Source organism: Bacillus sp. FSL K6-2869 (genome assembly GCF_040869405.1).
GTDB classification, from domain to species: Bacteria; Bacillota; Bacilli; order Bacillales; family Bacillaceae; genus Bacillus; species Bacillus altitudinis.
In genome coordinates this window covers 1,958,175-1,978,288 of sequence record NZ_CP152035.1, presented here as the reverse complement: position 1 = coordinate 1,978,288, position 20,114 = coordinate 1,958,175, and the positions used below count along the sequence as shown (strand labels likewise).

General features: G+C 46.0%; 11 protein-coding genes. 9 read left to right on the top strand and 2 right to left on the bottom strand.

The window, feature by feature from the left end; genetic code table 11:
- The first annotated feature begins 83 nt into the window (after positions 1-83).
- From nirB (MHI58_RS10095) to MHI58_RS10075, 5 genes are all read left to right on the top strand, one after another.
- Complete coding sequence (nirB, locus tag MHI58_RS10095; protein ID WP_041507107.1) at positions 84-2,345, top strand: nitrite reductase large subunit NirB; 2,262 nt, start codon at positions 84-86, stop codon at positions 2,343-2,345.
- The gene (locus tag MHI58_RS10090; protein WP_041507108.1) at positions 2,342-4,480 is read left to right on the top strand and encodes a molybdopterin oxidoreductase family protein; all 2,139 of its coding nucleotides are present in this window, start codon (positions 2,342-2,344) and stop codon (positions 4,478-4,480) included. The genes nirB (MHI58_RS10095) and MHI58_RS10090 overlap by 4 nt, the downstream gene beginning before the upstream one ends.
- Before the next feature lie 90 nt (positions 4,481-4,570).
- Positions 4,571-6,982, top strand: coding sequence for a nitrite reductase large subunit NirB (nirB, locus tag MHI58_RS10085; RefSeq protein WP_045034972.1), 2,412 nt, complete (start codon positions 4,571-4,573; stop codon positions 6,980-6,982).
- A 23-nt stretch (positions 6,983-7,005) separates the two neighbouring features.
- Complete coding sequence (nirD, locus tag MHI58_RS10080) at positions 7,006-7,329, top strand: nitrite reductase small subunit NirD (protein WP_044332990.1); 324 nt, start codon at positions 7,006-7,008, stop codon at positions 7,327-7,329.
- Between the two features lie 66 nt (positions 7,330-7,395).
- Entirely contained in the window at positions 7,396-8,103 is a 708-nt protein-coding gene (locus tag MHI58_RS10075) for a DUF421 domain-containing protein (protein ID WP_045034971.1), read from the top strand.
- Positions 8,104-8,135: 32 nt separating this feature from the next.
- Here MHI58_RS10075 and MHI58_RS10070 read toward each other — a convergent pair.
- A protein-coding gene (locus MHI58_RS10070) for an IS3 family transposase (protein ID WP_156351405.1) occupies positions 8,136-9,286 on the bottom strand; the annotation gives its coding sequence in 2 pieces (ribosomal slippage) (positions 8,136-9,013 and positions 9,013-9,286; 1,152 coding nt in all).
- Positions 9,287-9,473: 187 nt separating this feature from the next.
- Between MHI58_RS10070 and MHI58_RS10065 the strand changes: the two genes are divergently transcribed.
- From MHI58_RS10065 to MHI58_RS10050, 4 genes are all read left to right on the top strand, one after another.
- Entirely contained in the window at positions 9,474-10,448 is a 975-nt protein-coding gene (locus tag MHI58_RS10065; protein ID WP_044332996.1) for a pectinesterase family protein, read from the top strand.
- A 126-nt stretch (positions 10,449-10,574) separates the two neighbouring features.
- Entirely contained in the window at positions 10,575-12,059 is a 1,485-nt protein-coding gene (gene dacB, locus MHI58_RS10060; RefSeq protein WP_368004315.1) for a D-alanyl-D-alanine carboxypeptidase/D-alanyl-D-alanine-endopeptidase, read from the top strand.
- 25 nt (positions 12,060-12,084) lie between these two features.
- Entirely contained in the window at positions 12,085-13,452 is a 1,368-nt protein-coding gene (locus MHI58_RS10055; protein ID WP_045035314.1) for an MATE family efflux transporter, read from the top strand.
- A gap of 64 nt (positions 13,453-13,516) precedes the next feature.
- Positions 13,517-14,077 carry a CatB-related O-acetyltransferase gene (locus MHI58_RS10050; RefSeq protein ID WP_045035315.1) on the top strand — a complete coding sequence of 187 codons (561 nt, stop codon included), beginning with the start codon at positions 13,517-13,519 and terminating at the stop codon, positions 14,075-14,077.
- Between the two features lie 21 nt (positions 14,078-14,098).
- Here the strand turns inward: MHI58_RS10050 and MHI58_RS10045 are convergent, their stop codons facing one another.
- Positions 14,099-19,951, bottom strand: coding sequence for a beta strand repeat-containing protein (locus tag MHI58_RS10045; RefSeq protein WP_368004314.1), 5,853 nt, complete (start codon positions 19,949-19,951; stop codon positions 14,099-14,101).
- Between the last annotated feature and the right edge of the window lie 163 nt (positions 19,952-20,114).

Genomic DNA, 20,114 nt, shown 5'->3' with positions numbered 1-20,114 from the left:
TGGATAAACACTTTTTTACAAATGTGTGCCATAATCTAGGCAAACATTGCTTTGGCGCAAAAAGCTAGAAAGGTTGATCTCACATGGCGAAACGTAAACTCTTGTTTATCGGAAATGGCATGGCGAGTATGAAATGTATCGAACATATCGTAAAGAAACAGCCAGAACGCTATTCCATCACAATCATTGGAAAAGAGAAGCACCCAGCTTACAATCGAATAAAACTTTCATCGGTTTTACAAAAAAGTGAATCGTTGTCTCAAATTGAACTAAAGCCAAAAGAATGGTACACCAAACATGACATCACCATCCAAACAGGCGAAGCAGTTGTCCACATCGATACAAAGCGTCAATTGCTCATGACAGAAGCACGCCGGAATATCCCGTATGACAAACTGGTTATCGCCACAGGCTCATCGCCTCATTTTCTGCCTATACAAGGCGTATCCAAAAAAGGGGTCTATGCTTTTCGTACGATTGACGATTATGAGGCCATTTACGCTGATTCTTTACGCTATGAGCGTGCAGCAGTCATTGGAGGTGGTGTACTTGGTGTGGAAGTGGCCGCTGGTTTACAGATCGCTGGACTGAAGACAACCTTGATTCATCACACGGATTGGCTTATGCAACGCCAATTAGATGAAACAGCTGCAGGACTTTTGTCTCAACAATTAAGTCGCAAGGGGATTCAGGTAAAAACAAATGCTCATACGATTGCATGTGTAGGAAACGAGAGAGTAGAAGGCGTTCTGTTAAAAAGTGGAGGCATCGTGGATGCTGATCTCGTGGTTTTCACAACGGGGGTCCGTCCGAATATAGAGCTTGCAAAACAGCACGGCATTCATACAAGAAAAGCCATTGTTGTAAATGATGTCATGCAGACAAACGTTGAGAATATTTATGCTATTGGAGAATGTGCAGAGCATAAGGGGATGGTGCACGGTCTTGTGCAGCCTATTTATGAACAAGCAAACGTGCTTGCGAATCATTTATTAGATGAACTGGTCACGAATTTACCTCCTGCCATTTATTCAACAAAATTGAAAGCAAATGACATATCTATTTATTCTGCTGGCAGTATTGTAAACCGATCCCCCTCCGCTTCAGTGGTGACTTACTTAGATGAAGAACAAGAAGTATATAAAAAACTAGTGTTTGAACATGATGTGCTCACAGGCGTTGTATTAGTTGGTCAACTTGAGAGAGCTGAGCAGCTTTTGCAGGATGTAAAAGTGGGGCGTGATAAAAGCGTAGTCATGAAATCACTGAATGAAGAGCAGATATCCCCTTTAGATTCATTAAAAGCAGAGGATCTCATCTGCCAATGCCATACGGTGACGAAGGGAGCAATATTCAAAAGCATATCGGTCCATCAGCTGAAAGACTTAGAAGAAGTCAAAAAGCAGACAGGTGCCGCAACGGGCTGCGGAGGCTGTCAAGAGCTTGTTCGTGCCTGCTACCATGTCTCATCAAATCAGCTAACGGAAGCCCTGGACACGTTTTGCTCGTGCACAAATGTAGAGGAAGAGACCATTTTTTCGTATATAAAAAATCAGCATCCGCTAAATGAAGAGCAAGTAAGAAGACAATTTGATTGGATGACAGATAACGGCTGTGACAAGTGCCGAGCAGCCATTCCATACTATCTTGAGCAGTTTCAAGATCTTTTCGTAAAAGACAGCCCATCAGATCATGAGCACATACTAATGCCTCAGTTATATGGTGGCCGTCTTGATCTGACATTTTTACAGATGATAACCGGATTATTAGAGCAAAAGCAAATTCAGCACGTAGAACTAACGGAGAATAAACGAATTCGGCTGATCGGTATTTCACAAGAGGCCGCCCATATTGTAAAAGAACATGGACACATCATGCCACAAGAAAGCAAGAGACTTTCTCATGTTCTTTCATGTGATTGTCATCACGATTCATCTGTCACAACACTTGTCATGGAGATCGAAAGACAACTAGAAAACACGCTTTTACCTGCAGTCACATCGATTCATATCGCTGGTCCTTCCTGCGTATGTCATTTCAGCCCCATCTATGACATCTGCATCAAGAAGCAGCTGGATGAATGGGACATTTATATAGGAGGCAGCATACGTCAACCTAAGGCAGGTCAACTTTTTTATTCTGTGAGCCGAACGGATGAGCTGATTCCTTTTTTAAAAGCACTGCTTGAAGACTATAGAAAACGTGCATATTTTCAAGAATCTATTGGAGACTGGATCCAAAAAAACGGCATCATTTCCATCCGAGAAAAATTGCTCGATGAGGAAATGAGAGAAGAGCTCTGCGAACAATTTGAGCAAAGTAGACAAAAGGGTGTGAATGTATGAATCAATCTTTTTTACAATATGTGCAGCAAACATCAGAGCAGCAAGAGCGAAAAAGGGTGTTCCCATCTCAATGTCCGTTTTGCAGTATGCAGTGCAAAATGCAATTAGTCGAGCAGCACGCAGAAGGGCGAACACGCTACCAGACGATAGGTATTCATAATCCAACCACGTTCGGCAGGATCTGTATGAAAGGGCAGCATGCCCACCAGCACGCACTGCACAAGGAACGATTGAATCACCCCCTCATCAAAAGAAACGGTCAATTTGTCAAAGTGACTTGGCAAGAGGCACTTGACGAAATCAAAGCACGCACTCAAACCCTTCAGACGGAACATGGGAACGATGCTATCAGTGTGTATGGTAGTGCATCGATTACAAATGAAGAAGCTTATTTACTCGGAAAATTTGCAAGGGTCGCCCTTAAAACGAAATACATTGATTACAATGGAAGACTGTGTATGTCTTCAGCAGCAACAGCAGCTAACCAAACATTTGGACTTGATCGGGGTCTAACCTTTCCGCTTCGTGACATCAAGCATGCCCGGGTTTTACTATTGGTTGGAACCAATATAGCGGAATGTCAGCCGACCCTCATACCGTACTTGGAAGAAGCTAAAAAGAACGGGGCATTTCTCATCGTGATCGATCCGCGAAAAACAGCAACAGCCAAACTAGCTGACTTACATGTCAGCTTAAGGCCTGGGTCAGATGCTGCACTCGCAAATGGAATCTTACACGTCATGCTTCATGAACAGTTACTAGACGAAGAATTTATTAAAAAACGAACATCAGGTTTTCAAGAAATGAAACAGCATATTTCACACATGTCCCTGCAAGACATTACGCAGCAAACCGGTGTATCGATGAAAGTCATTCAAAAAATAGCGAGAAAATTCGCACGCGAAAAAACAGGCATGATTCTGACTGCAAGAGGCATTGAGCAGCAAATAGACGGGACAGCATCCGTTCGTAATTTCCTGAATATTCTGCTTGTTACTGGGAAAATTGGCCGGATTGGGTGTGGCTATGGTGCGATTACTGGGCAAGGAAATGGACAGGGTGCAAGAGAGCATGGACAAAAAGCAGATCAGCTTCCTGGTTACCGTGATATCACAAACCCAGTACATAGAAAAGAAATGGCCGAAATATGGAAGATCGATGAAAAAGAACTGCCTGGAAAAGGTGTATCTGCTTTTGAAATGTTTGAAAAAATGCAGAAAGGAGAGATAAAAGCGCTCTTTTTAATGTGTTCTAATCCCGTTCAATCAGGTCCGCATGCAAGCTTTATCAAAAAAGCCATCGAGCAGCTGTCCTTTTTTGTCGCAATTGATTTATTTATCTCTGAGACGGCTGCACTCGCAGATGTTATTTTACCAGCTTCGTCATATTTAGAGGACGAAGGGACCATGACGAACATAGAAGGACGCGTTACGCTGAGAGAAGCAACCTATCCACTCAAACACCAAAGAAAGCACGATTGGCAAATCATTTGTGATTTAGCAGCAGTATTAGGCAAAGGCGGCTCTTTTTCTTTTTCATCTGCAGAAGACATCTTTGAGGAATTGAGAACAGCAACGAAAGGAGCCAAAGCCGATTATTCCGGTATGACCTATGACAGGTTAAGGAAGACGCAAGGCATATTATGGCCCTGCTCTCATTTGGAAGACCGAGGAACAGAAAGACTATTTGAGCATCAATTCTCACATCCTGATAAATTAGCAAAATTTGCAGTCGTTGCACATGGACAACAGGGTGCAAAAGAACCAGTCAGTCCAGAATATCCACTCTATTTAACGACCGGCAGGGTGATGGCTCATTACCAAACGGGCGTTCAAACAAGAAAAAGCACCTCTCTTGTTGCCCGGCAGTTTGAAGCTTATGTAGAGCTTCATCCTGATACAGCCGAAGCTTACGGGATTCAGCACGGGGAACTCGTCACCATCCAGTCAAAACGAGGTAGTGTCATCATGAGGTGCCACATAACAGATACCACCCGAAAAGATACTGTGTTTGTTCCATTTCACTGGAATAAACATCAATCAATTAACCTATTAATTGGTAAACAGTTAGATCCACACAGTAAAATGCCAGGTTTTAAATATTGTCCTGTACAGCTGTCAGCCTACAAGAATTGAAAACTATGTGAGAAATTTTAACATGTATTTTTCATCTATGTTTAGATTATGGTACTTTCTAAAAAATGATCACATGAGGGGTGTTTTTTCATGAAAGAAAAACTCGTATTAGTGGGGAACGGTATGGCCGGCATTCGAAGCCTTGAAAACATTTTAAAAACAGACGGCGAACGATTCGACATGACGGTATTTGGGACTGAACCGCATCCTAACTATAACCGAATTCTTTTATCGAAAGTGCTTCAAGGGGATACGAAAGTCGAAGATATTACGTTAAACGATTGGAACTGGTACCAAAAGCATGATATTCAGCTGTTTACAAACGAGACCATTGTGAAGATCGATACAGAGAACCAAACAGTCACCAGTGATCAAGGACGGACCGTATATTATGACCGATTGATTTTAGCAACAGGGTCACTTCCATTTATTCTGCCAATTCCAGGGAGTGATAAAAAAGGCGTAACGGCTTTTCGTACATTGCAAGACACTGAGGAAATGGTCAATGCCTCTACTATGTACAAAAAAGCAGCAGTCATTGGAGGCGGACTCCTTGGGCTTGAAGCAGCACGCGGTCTATTAAACTTAGGGATGGAAGTGAATGTCATTCACCTCGGCTCTCATTTAATGGAACGCCAGCTAGACCCTATTGCAGGACAGCTTCTTCAAAAAGCATTAGAAGAACAGGGGATGAAATTTCTGCTTGGAAAACAGACAAATGAGATTTTAGGAGATACAAGAGTAGAAGGATTATCATTTTCAGACGGCACTACACTTGAGACAGACCTAGTCGTCATGGCTGCGGGAATTAAACCAAGTAAAATGCTTGCAGAAATAAGCGGGCTTGAAGTGAACCGTGGGATTATCGTCAATGATTTTATGGAAACGAGTGTCCCAGGCATTTATGCCGTCGGAGAATGTGTGGAACACAGGGGACAAACGTACGGATTAGTTGCTCCTTTATACGATCAAGCGGCTGTACTTGCCAAGCATGTATGCGGCTTGAACCCTGCTCCATATGAAGGCTCTGTTCTGTCAACACAGCTGAAAGTATCAGGAGTTGATGTATTTTCAGCTGGTGATTTTATTGAAAACGATGAGAAAAAAGCGATTAAAATTTTTGACGAACAAAAAGGCATCTATCAAAAACTCGTCTTCCAGCAAAACCGATTAGTAGGCGCAGTCATGTTTGGAGAAACAAGCGACGGACCTCGTTTATTCTCGTACATTAAAGAAGGAATAGATATGTCGGATATGGAGAAGGTATCTGTCTTAACCTCCAATGATCCGGCGCAAGAAAGCACGATTGACAGCATGGCAAACGACCATATCGTTTGCGGCTGTAATGGCGTGTCAAAAGGGCAGATTGTAGAAGCCATTCAGAAAGAAGGCTTAACAACGTTTCAGGAAGTCAAGCAATGTACAAGTGCCTCACGATCTTGCGGAGGCTGTCAGCCTGTTGTCGAAGAGATTCTTTGGCATACGCTAGGTGAGGATGCAAGCCGGACAGCCCAAAAAGAAACCATCTGCGCCTGCACCACTCTTTCACGAGATGAAGTCATTCATGAAATCAAAGAAAAAGGCTTGCAGCATGTCAAAGAAGTAATGAATGTACTTGACTGGAATACAGAAGAGGGCTGTTCAAAATGCCGACCTGCACTGAATTATTATTTAGGCATGCTTTATCCACTTGAATACAAAGATGAAAAGAGCTCACGCTTTGTAAATGAACGCATGCATGCCAATATTCAAAACGATGGTACCTATTCAGTTGTTCCGCGAATGTACGGCGGCGTCACCAATGCAAATGACTTGAGGAAAATAGCCGATGTCGTCGACAAATATGAAATACCGCTTGTGAAAATGACTGGCGGTCAGCGTATCGATCTTCTAGGTGTCAAAAAAGAAGATTTACCAAAAGTGTGGGCGGATCTAGATATGCCATCGGGTTATGCATATGGGAAATCTTTAAGAACAGTTAAAACATGTGTTGGAGAACAATTTTGCAGGTTCGGCACGCAGGACTCCATGGCTCTTGGAATTGCACTTGAAAAGAAATTTGAAGGTCTTGCGACACCGCATAAAGTAAAAATGGCCGTCTCTGCTTGTCCGAGAAACTGTGCAGAGTCCGGAATTAAAGACCTCGGTATTGTGGGAATAGATGGAGGGTTTGAATTGTACGCCGGCGGAAATGGCGGCACACACTTGCGGGCTGGAGAATTATTAATGAAGGTCAGTACAGCAGAAGAAGTAGAGCAAATGGCCGCAGCATACCTTCAATATTACAGAGAAACGGCAAATTATTTAGAAAGAACCTCTGCTTGGGTTGAGCGACTTGGGTTAGATCATATTCAATCAGTACTCCTGGATGATGAAAAACGAGCAGCCTTAATCGAAAGAATGGACATTGCGCTTTCAACATATGAAGAGCCTTGGCAGGAGCTTCGCGAGAGCCAAAAAGACACGAGACAATTATTTCAAAAAGCGACGGCTTCCGTATAAATCAATTGAAGGGATGAGATCATATGACAGTTTCAGTTGTTAAAGTTCACATTGGCACCCTATCAGATTTTCCGCTCCAGCTAGGGAAAACAGTTGAAGTCGGTACACTTGAATTAGCTGTTTTTCAAACTTCTAATAAGCAGTTCAAAGCCATTGAAAATCGCTGTCCTCATAAAGGCGGCGTTCTGGCTGAAGGCATGGTGAGCGGGAATCACGTTTTCTGTCCAATGCATGATTGGAAAATTGATCTTTCATCAGGAAACGTTCAAGCACCAGACCACGGATGCGTTAAAACATATGAAACATTCGTTGAAGGGGACAATGTCTTTATTTTATTGCCTTCATAAATGGTTTAGATCCTTCCTTTCATGTATATGCTGTATATAAATGCAGCAAGAAAGGAAGGAATTTTTGTGCCGTTCGTTAATATTTTGATTGAACTCTTAATCGGATTTTTCGCTTTATTTTTTATTACAAAATTATTAGGGAAAACACAATTTGCACAAATCACACCGTTTGATTTCATTTCTGCACTAATTTTAGGCGAAATGGTCGGAAACGCTATTTTTGATCCGGAAGTCAGGATTCAGCACATTTTGTTTGCTGTTGCAGTATGGGGCGTTCTCATTTATACAGTTGAATGGCTTTCACAGCGCTTTAAATCCATTCGCGCTTTATTAGAAGGAAGACCTACTCTTGTGATTGATAAGGGGAAGATTCGCTACAATCGGTTGAAGAAGAATATGCTTGATATCAATCAGTTGCAGACACTGGTGCGAGGAAAAGGCCATTTTGCCCTGAATGAAATTGAATATGCTATTTTGGAAACGGACGGCTCTGTCAGCGTTCTTCCGAAAATGAAATACGCCCCAGCCACAGCCGAAGATGTGAACGTGAAGGGAAAAGAAGTGAAATTGCCTAGAACGTTTATTATTGACGGCGAAATTTTAAAAAAAGATCTTCAAGAAGCCGGCTTTGATGAATCTTGGCTGAATGAGCAATTAAAAAAGCAGCATATTTCCTCTTATCGAGACGTTCTATTTTGTGAATGGATTGAAAATGAAGGGATTTATGCGATGCAATATGAAAAGTCTAAAAAAACATCCACAACATGGGACTGACCCCCGTTTTTGAGACAGGGATCAAAACACCTTTATACAGCCAATTGCCGATAGTTGATCGGTGATTGGTTGTTTAGTTTTGTTTGAATACGAATGTTGTTATAATAATAAATGTATTCTTTGACAGTGCGTTCTACGATGGTGGTCGTAGTTCGATCAATGCTGTTAAGATAGAACGTTTCAGACTTTAGCGAGGAATGAAACGATTCGATGGAGGCATTATCAGCGGGCGTCCCTTTACGGGACATGCTCATGGTAATGCCTTTTATATGAACAGCTTTCTGATACTCGTAAGATGTATACACAGAACCTTGGTCGCTATGTAACACACAGTTTTCAGGCAGTGCTGGGAGCTGATCAAGTGTGTTTAAAATAAAGTCTGTGTCCTGCTTATCACCAATCGTAAACGCAATCACTTCTCCATTATATAAATCCAATATACTGGAAAGGTACAATTGTTTCTGTCCATAAGGCAAATACGTGATGTCCGTTACTAGTTTTTCAAGAGGGCGATCAGACTGAAAGTTCCGATCCAGTATATTACCAGCCACAGCATAGGGATGCCCATTTTTCTTACGCTTTTTCATTTTAACCCGGCACTGCCACTGGTTTTTCTGCATGATACGTTGAACAGTTTTATGGTTAATAAGCATTCTCACTTTTAGTATGGCTGTGATTTTTCGATATCCATATCGATACTTGTGCTCTCGGCACAACGTGCCGATTTGTTCCTCTAATTGTTTTTTAGAATGATTCTGAGTCAGATCTTTTTTCCATCTATAGTACGAAGCGCGAGAGATGCCTAAATGGACACAAATGTCCTGTACTGTCATCATTTTGCACAATTCTTCTACTAGTTTGATTGACGTTTCCTTATCAACTTCCTTTCCAATTCGTTGTACTTTTTTAAAACTTCATTCTGTTGACTCAAATAGCGATTTTCTGCCTGCAGTCTCTCTAATTCGGAAGAGTACTCGGGACCCTTTCCATAGGTATATTGTTTTCCAACAGGCTGTTCGAACCGGTGTGTATCCCCAGCCTTATGCCACCTCACCCATGTCTGAACCTGCGTCTTATTCTTGATATTCAATTCCTGCATGATCTCTTTCATAAATACGCCTGCCAATCTCATTTCTACAGCCTTCTGCTTGACTTCAACCGGATAACTCACTCTTGTCCCCATAGAAAAAACACCTCCATGTTTTATTTCGGATTACAACGATCCGTTTTCAAACTTGAAGGTGTTTTTATTTGTCTCATCTTATGGGGTCAGTCCCCATAAAAACGTGGGTGTTTTTTTGTGCGTGTACGGAATAGGATCAAAAAGAATGTTTGATGAAAACGTTCACAAAATGAGGGGGAGATATGTGATGAAATTTAGAAACATATGGATGGTCATGGTCTTGTCTTTCTTTCTTTTTGACCCAGCTTCACTTCAAGCAGCAGAAGCCGGGCATAACCGCGTCCTTGTCGTTGATCAAAAGGGAAGCGGGACATACCGCACCGTTCAGTCTGCCATTGATGCGATTCCAGCAAACAATCAACAACCGGCAACGATCTATATTAAAAATGGCGTATATAAAGAAAAAATATTGCTTCCGCAAAATAAGCCACACGTATCCTTTATTGGCGAAAACCAGCACAAGACGATTCTTACGTATGATGATACAAATGCAAGCACTGGGAGTACAACAAACAGCTCAAGCACAATGATTCGTGCAAACGATTTTTATGCAGAAAATATCACCTTTCAAAATACAGCTGGCAGACATGCGGGTCAGGCAGTTGCGCTGTATGTGTCTGGCGACCGGGCTGTGTTCAAACAAATACGTGTGTTAGGCTATCAAGATACACTTTATGCAACGGGCACTGGGCGACAATATTACGAAAACTGCTATATTGAAGGCACGGTCGATTTTATTTTTGGATCAGCCACAGCTGTGTTTAAAAGAGCTGAAATAAAAAGCCTTGGAAATGGGTATATTACTGCAGCATCCACAACAGAAGCACAAAGGTACGGCTATGTATTCATAGATTCTACGTTGAAAAAGGGAACGGCAGCTGTGCAATCGGTTTATTTAGGACGTCCGTGGAGACCTTATTCGGCTGTGACATTCCTCCATACAAAAATGGATGACCATATAAAAGCCGAGGGATGGCATAACTGGGATAACCGTGACAACGAAAGTACAGCCAGGTACAAAGAATTTGGATCGACAGGAGCAGGAAGCAGTCCAGCAAACCGCGTAAAATGGTCAACCATTTTAACCCAAAATGAAGCAAGTCAAATCACAGTTCAGGCTGTTCTTGGCGGAGCCGATGGCTGGAATCCAGAAAAGAGGTAAAGGGCTTGTCAGTTTTCGTCAAAGAAAGCTGACTTTTCTGTTTAAAAAACCTTTGAGAACAAACGTTCTTTTGTGTATAATGAACATATTCTTCTAAAATTGGCTGCAACAAAAAGGAGGGATTGCGTGAAGCGTTTTTCACAGCTCATGTTTTTACAAATATGTATCCTGTCGATTTTATTTCTCCCTTTTTCAGCGAAAGATGAACAACTCAAAGCTCGTGACGATTCACTTCAATGGATGACAGCTTTAGACGAATTCATACGAACAGCACCTGATTTAGAGGGCGCGATCTCTGGCATCAGCGTCCGCGATACTTCTGACACCTCTCTTCTTTATGAACATCAAGCCGATATTCGTCTTACTCCTGCTTCTAATATGAAACTGCTCACATCAGCCATCGCACTTGATATACTTGGAGAAACACACACATTCCCTACAGACATCTGGATGGATGGTTCTATTCAAAAGAAAACGCTACATGGCAGCCTTTATCTTCGTGGCACCGGCGATCCGACTTTATTAGAGGAGGATTTTGCAGCACTCGCCAAACAGGTCAAAAAGGCCGGAATACATACCATTCGCGGACAGCTTGCGGCAGATGATACTTGGTTTGATGACACGAGATATTCCATTGATCTGCCTTGGAGTGATGAGGATCAATATTACGGTGCACAAATTTCTGCTCTCACTGCTTCACCGAATCTAGATTATGATGCAGGGACCGTGATTCTCGAAGTAAAACCAGGAAAAAAAGCAGGACAGAAAGCCGCCTATGATATGATCCCGAAGACGGATGTCGCTCAAGTCATCAATCAAGTGAAAACCGTTCCAGAAGGCGGAAAAAAGAAAATTTCTTTTAAGCGCTCTCACGGAACCAACAAGATAACGTTGACTGGAACCATTCCGGTTAAAGCAAGCTCATCTAAACAATGGGTAGCTTTATGGGATCCGTCCGCCTATGCTTTAGACTTAATGAAACGAGCGTTAAAGGCGGAAGGGATTCAAGTAAAGGGACCGCTGAAATCAAAACAAGTTCCTAAAAAAGCCAAAAAAATTGCTTCCCATACATCGATGCCATTATCAGAGCTACTTGTTCCTATGATGAAATTAAGCAACAATACCCATGCAGAAATTTTGCTAAAGGAACTAGGCAAAAAAGTGAAGAACAAAGGGATCTTTGAAGCTGGGCTGGATGTCATGAATGAACGGCTTCCTGCGTTTGGCATCGATCCTTCGCTTGCAGTGCTGCGTGACGGATCGGGGATATCACCTATTAACCTTGTCTCCGCTAACCAGTTCACTTTATTTTTGACAAACATTCAAAAGGAAAAATGGTTTAAAACCTATGAACATGCGCTCCCTTTAGCAGGAGCAAGTGAACGAATGGTGGGGGGAACGTTAAGGAACAGATTGAAGGAACCAGCTACACTAGAAAAAGTACGTGCAAAAACAGGGTCGTTAACAACGGTCAGCACACTTTCTGGATATATTGACACGCAGGGCGGAAAAACGCTCGCTTTTTCCATCTTATTAAATCACCTTGTTGATGACGAAAAAGGGAAAGAGATAGAAGACCGTATTGTCAGCATACTTGCTGAGAATCTTTAGATTTAGAGAGAGAAGGAGAACCATCATGACGTTAGATAATAATCAATCTTTAGTAAAAACCATGTCCATTTTTCTCATCCCGCTTTTGCTAAGTAATATTTTGCAATCGATCGGACAATTAGTGTCAATTGTTCTTGTCGGAAGATGGATTGGAGAGGATGCAGTAGCTGCCATTTCTGCATTCTTTCCGCTTTTCTTTTTACTCGTTTCTTTTTCCATTGGCATTGGATCGGGGAGCTCGATCCTTATTGGACAAGCGTATGGAGCAAAAAATGAACAGAAATTAAAAGAAATTATTGGCACAACGCTTTCATTCACTTTTTTAATCGGAGTATTTTTAGCGATCATTGGAGGTTTTTTCGCAACTGATATCTTAAACCTCATGGGAACACCCGCTAATATCGTGGAGGAAAGTGCGGCATATGCCAGAATTCTATTCATCTCAATGCCGATCTTATTTCTTTATTTTGTTTATACGACCTTCTTGAGGGGAACAGGGGATTCGAAAACACCTTTTTATTTCTTAATGATTAGTACGGCAACGAATATTTTGATGCTGCCCATTTTATTATTTGGCTGGCTGGGACTGCCGGCGTTCGGCTTATATGGCGCTGCGTATGCTTCTGTGATTTCAACAATTGTGACGTTTATCATTCTACATATCTACTTATATAAGACAAAGCATCCGCTTCGCATTGATGCATCGGTGAGAAAGCATTTATTAATGAAAGGGGATCTATTAAAAACGTTATTAAAGCTTAGTATCCCATCAAGCATTAATATGATCCTTATTTCTTTATCAGAAATTGCCGTTATTTCTTTCGTTAACGATTATGGATCACAGGCGACAGCTGCCTATGGTGTTGTCAATCAAGTCGTGAGTTATGTGCAGATGCCGGCAGTGAGTCTTGGCATTGCGGTCTCAATCTTTGCAGCACAATTCATTGGTGCAGGGAATATGAATCGACTGAAAGATGTCATTAAAATTGGGTTAGGACTTAACTTTGCCATAGGCGGATGTATCATTATTTTCGTTTATATTTTTGCACCGCAGATTTTATCTATCTTTTTAACAGATCCTAAGACAATAGACATTGCCTATAGTTTGGTCGTCATTACACTATGGAGCTATCTCATTTTTGGAACGGCCCAAATTGTTGCAGCCACAATGAGAGCAAGCGGGACGGTTCTTTGGCCGACGATCTTTAGTATTTGTTCCATTTGGCTTGTAGAAGTACCAGTCGCTTATGTGCTATCACACTATACATCTCTTGGCATTAAAGGAATATGGATTGGCTACCCAGCTGCTTTTTTTGTGAACTTACTCCTCCAATACAGCTACTATCAGCTCGTATGGAAGAAAAAACAAATTGTCTCGCTTGTTCAATCATAATGTGAAAGCGTAAAGCAGCATATACATACGAAGATCTCTCACTTTTAAGGAGGCCGAATCTTCTATGTTTTTAAATCAAAGAAGTGAACTGAGTTCGCACAATATCGGTGACTTTTCTTATGCCGGGCCAGATTTCCAAGTGTTGACTTGGGGAGAAGGAACGACATTACATATTGGGAAGTTTTGTTCCATCGCAAACGAAGTGAAAATTTTTCTAGGCGGGGAACACCGTACTGATTGGGTCACAACGTATCCGTTTAATCAAATTTTTAAAGAAGCTGCCCATATTAAAGGACATCCCAAATCGAAGGGAGATGTTCATATTGGACATGACGTATGGATTGGATATGGTGCGACGATTATGTCAGGAGTATGTATAGGAAACGGGGCCGTGATCGGAGCAAATAGTGTGATCACAAAAGATGTGCCGCCATATGCAATTGCCGCAGGAAATCCCCAGCAGCTCATGAAATATCGATTTTCATCCGAAATAATCGAAAAACTGCAGTTATTAGAATGGTGGAATTTGGAGTTTTCAATCATCCAATCTATTTTTCAACTTTTACAATCTAATGATATTGAACGTTGTATAACTGTAATAGAAGATATAAAAAAGAAAGGCTGAGAAAGCCTTTCTTTTTTATTTTTAGCTGAGCCGTATGATGGTCAAGGTAGCACCTGCAGCACCGCCCCCGCCAACTAAAATAGCTGTGACAACTGCCCCAAAAAACTGCAGCGAAATGGTGCTTCCAGCTGTTATATTGACGATTAAAGTATTATTGAGAAACGAAGTAGAGATAACCGGTGATTGAACAGAACCAGGCACAGTATCTCCATTTAAAAGCAAACGTGTATTAATTAAAAGAGCTGCAGTGGTGTTGACTTGATACGTAATATAATATTTACCAGTTTGCAAAACGGTAAAAACAGTGCTTGTGCCGTTTGCTGTAAAACCAGTAATGTTTTGAAAGTTTGGCAGAGGAATATTGGTTCCACCAGCTACAGTGATAATGGTAGGTCCAGAACTATTAGCAGCATAAAGTGCAGTATCCGTAAAACCACCTGTTCCAGTAGCCCCAGTGACACCAGTAACACCGGTCGCGCCAGTAGGTCCGGTGATACCTGTAGCGCCAGTACGACCAGTAGACCCAGTGATACCCGTCGCACCCGTGATGCCTGTAGCGCCGGTAGGTCCAGTTGACCCAGTGATACCCGTGGCACCGGTAGGACCAGTTAATCCAGTACTACCTGTGGCACCAGTAGGTCCGGTAGCCCCAGTGCTACCCGTGGCCCCGGTAGGACCTGTTGATCCAGTACTACCCGTGGCACCAGTAGGTCCGGTAGCTCCGGTAATCCCCGTGGCACCAGTAGGTCCAGTTGGTCCAGTGATACCTGTAGGACCGGTAGCTCCGGTAATCCCCGTGGCACCGGTAGGACCGGTAGCCCCAGTAATCCCAGTAGCCCCGGTAGCTCCAGTTGATCCAGTAATCCCAGTGGCACCAGTAGGCCCAGTTGGTCCAGTGCTACCCGTGGCACCAGTAGACCCGGTAGGTCCGGTAGCCCCAGTAATCCCAGTAGCCCCGGTATCTCCAGTTGACCCGGTGATCCCCGTGGCACCGGTAGAACCAGTTGATCCAGTGATCCCAGTAGCCCCGGTAGGTCCGGTAGCTCCAGTAATCCCAGTAGCCCCGGTAGGTCCAGTAGGTCCAGTGCTGCCTGTAGTACCCGTATCTCCAGTTGATCCGGTAATCCCCGTGGCGCCGGTAGGACCAGTTGATCCAGTAATCCCCGTGGCACCAGTAGGTCCGGTAGCTCCAGTGCTGCCTGTAGTACCCGTATCTCCAGTTGATCCGGTAATACCTGTGGCGCCGGTAGGACCTGTTGACCCAGTGCTACCCGTTGCACCAGTAGCCCCGGTATCTCCGGTAATCCCCGTGGCACCGGTAGGACCAGTTGATCCAGTAATCCCCGTGGCTCCAGTAGGTCCGGTAGCTCCAGTGATACCCGTTGCGCCAGTAGGTCCAGTTGGTCCAGTGATACCCGTGGCACCGGTAGGACCAGTAGGTCCAGTGCTGCCTGTAGTACCCGTATCTCCAGTTGATCCGGTAATACCTGTGGCGCCGGTAGAACCAGTTGATCCAGTAATCCCCGTGGCACCGGTAGGTCCGGTAGCCCCAGTAGCACCGGTAGGTCCAGTTGATCCGGTAATCCCCGTGGCACCAGTAGGACCAGTTAATCCAGTAATCCCAGTAGCCCCGGTAGGACCAGTAGGTCCAGTGCTGCCTGTAGTACCCGTATCTCCAGTTGATCCGGTAATACCTGTGGCGCCGGTAGGACCAGTTGATCCAGTGCTACCCGTTGCGCCAGTAGGTCCAGTTGATCCAGTAATACCTGTGGCACCAGTAGGTCCGGTAGCCCCAGTAATCCCAGTAGCCCCGGTATCTCCAGTAGACCCGGTGATCCCTGTGGCACCGGTAGAACCAGTTGATCCAGTGATCCCAGTAGCCCCGGTAGGTCCGGTTAATCCAGTGATCCCTGTGGCGCCGGTAGGACCTGTTGATCCAGTGCTACCCGTTGCGCCAGTAGGTCCAGTTGATCCAGTAATCCCCGTTGCACCAGTAGGCCCAGTTGATCCAGTAATACCTGTGGCACCAGTAGGTCCGGTAGCCCCAGTAATCCCAGTAGCCCCGGTATCTCCAGTAGACCCGGTGATCCCTGTGGCACCGGTAGAACCAGTTGATCCAGTGATCCCAGTAGCCCCGGTAGGTCCGGTTAATCCAGTGATCCCTGTGGCGCCGGTAGGACCTGTTGACCCAGTGCTACCCGTTGCACCAGTAGCCCCGGTATCTCCGGTAATCCCCGTGGCACCGGTAGGACCAGTTGATCCAGTAATCCCCGTGGCTCCAGTAGGTCCGGTAGCTCCAGTGATACCCGTTGCGCCAGTAGGTCCAGTTGGTCCAGTGATACCCGTGGCACCGGTAGGACCAGTAGGTCCAGTGCTGCCTGTAGTACCCGTATCTCCAGTTGATCCGGTAATACCTGTGGCGCCGGTAGAACCAGTTGATCCAGTAATCCCCGTGGCACCGGTAGGTCCGGTAGCCCCAGTAGCACCGGTAGGTCCAGTTGATCCGGTAATCCCCGTGGCACCAGTAGGACCAGTTAATCCAGTAATCCCAGTAGCCCCGGTAGGACCAGTAGGTCCAGTGCTGCCTGTAGTACCCGTATCTCCAGTTGATCCGGTAATACCTGTGGCGCCGGTAGGACCAGTTGATCCAGTAATCCCCGTGGCACCGGTAGGACCAGTTGATCCAGTGATCCCAGTAGCCCCGGTAGGTCCGGTAGCTCCGGTTAATCCAGTGATCCCTGTGGCGCCGGTAGGACCTGTTGACCCAGTGCTACCCGTGACACCAGTAGCCCCGGTATCTCCGGTAATCCCCGTGGCACCGGTAGGACCAGTTGATCCAGTAATCCCCGTGGCACCAGTAGGTCCGGTAGCTCCAGTAATCCCCGTGGCACCGGTAGGACCAGTTGATCCGGTAATCCCCGTGGCACCAGTAGGACCAGTTAATCCAGTAATCCCAGTAGCCCCGGTAGGACCAGTAGGTCCAGTGCTACCCGTGGCACCAGTAGACCCGGTATCTCCAGTTGACCCGGTGATCCCTGTGGCACCGGTAGAACCAGTTGATCCAGTGATCCCAGTAGCCCCGGTAGGTCCGGTAGCTCCAGTAATCCCAGTAGCCCCGGTAGGTCCGGTTAATCCAGTGATCCCTGTGGCGCCGGTAGGACCTGTTGACCCAGTGCTACCCGTGGCACCGGTAGCCCCGGTAGGTCCGGTAGCTCCAGTACTACCCGTTGCACCAGTAGGACCAGTAGGTCCAGTGCTGCCTGTAGCCCCGGTAGGCCCTGTTGACCCAGTGCTGCCTGTAGCCCCCGTATCTCCAGTTGCTCCAGTGATCCCAGTAGCCCCGGTAGGTCCGGTTGCTCCAGTGATCCCAGTAGCCCCGGTAGGTCCGGTAGCTCCAGTGATCCCAGTAGCCCCGGTAGGTCCGGTAGCTCCAGTGATACCAGTTGCACCGGTAGGTCCAGTTGATCCGGTAATACCTGTAGCACCAGTAGGTCCGGTAGCTCCGGTAATCCCCGTGGCACCAGTAGGTCCGGTAGCTCCAGTACTACCCGTTGCACCAGTAGGACCAGTAGGTCCTGTGCTGCCTGTAGTACCCGTATCTCCAGTTGATCCGGTAATACCTGTGGCGCCGGTAGGACCAGTTGATCCAGTGCTACCCGTTGCACCAGTAGGACCGGTAGCTCCAGTGCTACCCGTTGCGCCAGTAGGTCCAGTAGCTCCCGTAATCCCCGTGGCACCAGTAGGCCCAGTTGAGCCAGTAATACCTGTGGCACCAGTAGGTCCGGTAGCACCAGTAATCCCCGTGGCACCAGTAGGTCCTGTTGGTCCAGTGCTACCCGTGGCACCAGTAGACCCGGTAGCTCCGGTAATCCCCGTGGCACCAGTAGACCCGGTAGGTCCGGTAGCCCCAGTAATCCCAGTAGCCCCGGTAGGTCCAGTAGGTCCAGTGCTGCCTGTAGTACCCGTATCTCCAGTTGATCCAGTGATCCCAGTAGCCCCGGTAGGTCCGGTAGCCCCAGTAATCCCAGTAGCCCCGGTATCTCCAGTTGACCCGGTGATCCCCGTGGCACCGGTAGAACCAGTTGATCCAGTGATCCCAGTAGCCCCGGTAGGTCCGGTAGCTCCAGTAATCCCAGTAGCCCCGGTAGGTCCAGTAGGTCCAGTGCTGCCTGTAGTACCCGTATCTCCAGTTGATCCGGTAATCCCCGTGGCGCCGGTAGGACCAGTTGATCCAGTAATCCCCGTGGCACCAGTAGGTCCGGTAGCTCCAGTGCTGCCTGTAGTACCCGTATCTCCAGTTGATCCGGTAATACCTGTGGCGCCGGTAGGACCTGTTGACCCAGTGCTACCCGTTGCACCAGTAGCCCCGGTATCTCCGGTAATCCCCGTGGCACCGGTAGGACCAGTTGATCCAGTGCTACCCGTGGCACCAGTAGGACCGGTAGCTCCAGTGATACCCGTTGCGCCAGTAGGTCCAGTTGATCCAGTAATCCCCGTGGCACCAGTAGGTCCGGTAGCACCAGTAATCCCCGTGGCACCAGTAGGTCCTGTTGGTCCAGTGATACCCGTTGCGCCAGTAGGTCCAGTTGATCCAGTAATCCCCGTGGCACCAGTAGGCCCAGTTGATCCAGTAATACCTGTGGCACCAGTAGGTCCGGTAGCCCCAGTAATCCCAGTAGCCCCGGTATCTCCAGTAGCCCCGGTGATCCCTGTGGCACCGGTAGAACCAGTTGATCCAGTGATCCCAGTAGCCCCGGTAGGTCCGGTAGCTCCGGTTAATCCAGTGATCCCTGTGGCGCCGGTAGGACCTGTTGACCCAGTGCTACCCGTGACACCAGTAGCCCCGGTATCTCCGGTAATCCCCGTGGCACCGGTAGGACCAGTTGACCCAGTAATCCCCGTGGCACCAGTAGGTCCGGTAGCTCCAGTAATCCCCGTGGCACCAGTAGGTCCGGTAGCTCCAGTGATCCCTGTTGCGCCAGTAAGCCCTGTTGATCCGGTGATACCTGTGGCGCCGGTAGGACCAGTTGATCCAGTAATCCCCGTGGCACCAGTAGGTCCGGTAGCTCCAGTGATCCCTGTTGCGCCAGTAGGCCCTGTTGATCCGGTGATACCTGTCACCCCAGTAGGACCAGTTGATCCGGTAATCCCAGTAGCGCCGGTAGCGCCGGTAGCTCCAGTTGGTCCAGTGATACCCGTGGCACCGGTAGGTCCGGTAGCCCCAGTAGCACCGGTAGGGCCAGTTTCACCTGGTGCTGCTAAAAGTGTGTAATCTGGCGACGTATCTGGCGTACCTGAAGGTGGTGCAGAATCCACAATATACGTACCACCACCATAAGTGACCACTTGACCGACTGAATATGTTGGTGCCATAACAGGATCATAGGCTTCAATACCACTTAATCCGATCCCAGTAGGACCCGTAGGACCAGTTTCTCCAGAAGCAGCTAAAAGGGTATAGTCGGGGGAGAGTCCAGGTATTCCTGATGGAGCGTCAACATTGGCAATGTAAGTACTGCCATCAAACGTGACCACTTGCCCTGCATCGTAATCTTGTGATTGTGAGGGATTAAAAGGAAGGGCGCCGGTTAACCCGCCAGCAGGTCCAGTAGGTCCGGTTGGTCCAGGGGGACCTGCTGGGCCTGCCGGGCCTCTTGGTCCAGCTCTTTGATTTTGTTTTGATTGTTTTATTCCTTTTGCAATGTGGCAAGGTTGATTCCCTTGAGATGTATTTTGTTTTGAATATTCTTGTTTAATGAATGGACAGTCTCTTTTTCGAGGACGGTCATGACGTGATCTTTTGTAATGAGGCTGTTCATGGTATTTACCGCAAAAGGGACATTTGTGTTCGAATTGATTGTACAAATTGCCCATCTCCTAGAATTGATATTTCATTCTATGTGCAAATTTTCAAATTGGAAGTAAAACCTAGAAAATCATCATTTCGAAAATCATCGAATCAAATCATTTAAATCTTTCATTGATTTGTGTTATGGTGTTGAAAGTATAAAATAGTATGATTTTTGACAGAAATGGG

Excerpts from the sequence above, each read along its gene's own strand:
- MHI58_RS10055 (WP_045035314.1), top strand. The coding sequence starts at position 12,085 with ATGACGTTAGATAATAATCAATCTTTAGTAAAAACCATGTCCATTTTT.
- MHI58_RS10045 (WP_368004314.1), bottom strand. The coding sequence starts at position 19,951 with ATGGGCAATTTGTACAATCAATTCGAACACAAATGTCCCTTTTGCGGT.
- nirD (WP_044332990.1), top strand. The coding sequence starts at position 7,006 with ATGACAGTTTCAGTTGTTAAAGTTCACATTGGCACCCTATCAGATTTT.
- nirB (WP_041507107.1), top strand. The coding sequence starts at position 84 with ATGGCGAAACGTAAACTCTTGTTTATCGGAAATGGCATGGCGAGTATG.
- MHI58_RS10065 (WP_044332996.1), top strand. The coding sequence starts at position 9,474 with ATGAAATTTAGAAACATATGGATGGTCATGGTCTTGTCTTTCTTTCTT.
- nirB (WP_045034972.1), top strand. The coding sequence starts at position 4,571 with ATGAAAGAAAAACTCGTATTAGTGGGGAACGGTATGGCCGGCATTCGA.
- MHI58_RS10090 (WP_041507108.1), top strand. The coding sequence starts at position 2,342 with ATGAATCAATCTTTTTTACAATATGTGCAGCAAACATCAGAGCAGCAA.
- MHI58_RS10050 (WP_045035315.1), top strand. The coding sequence starts at position 13,517 with ATGTTTTTAAATCAAAGAAGTGAACTGAGTTCGCACAATATCGGTGAC.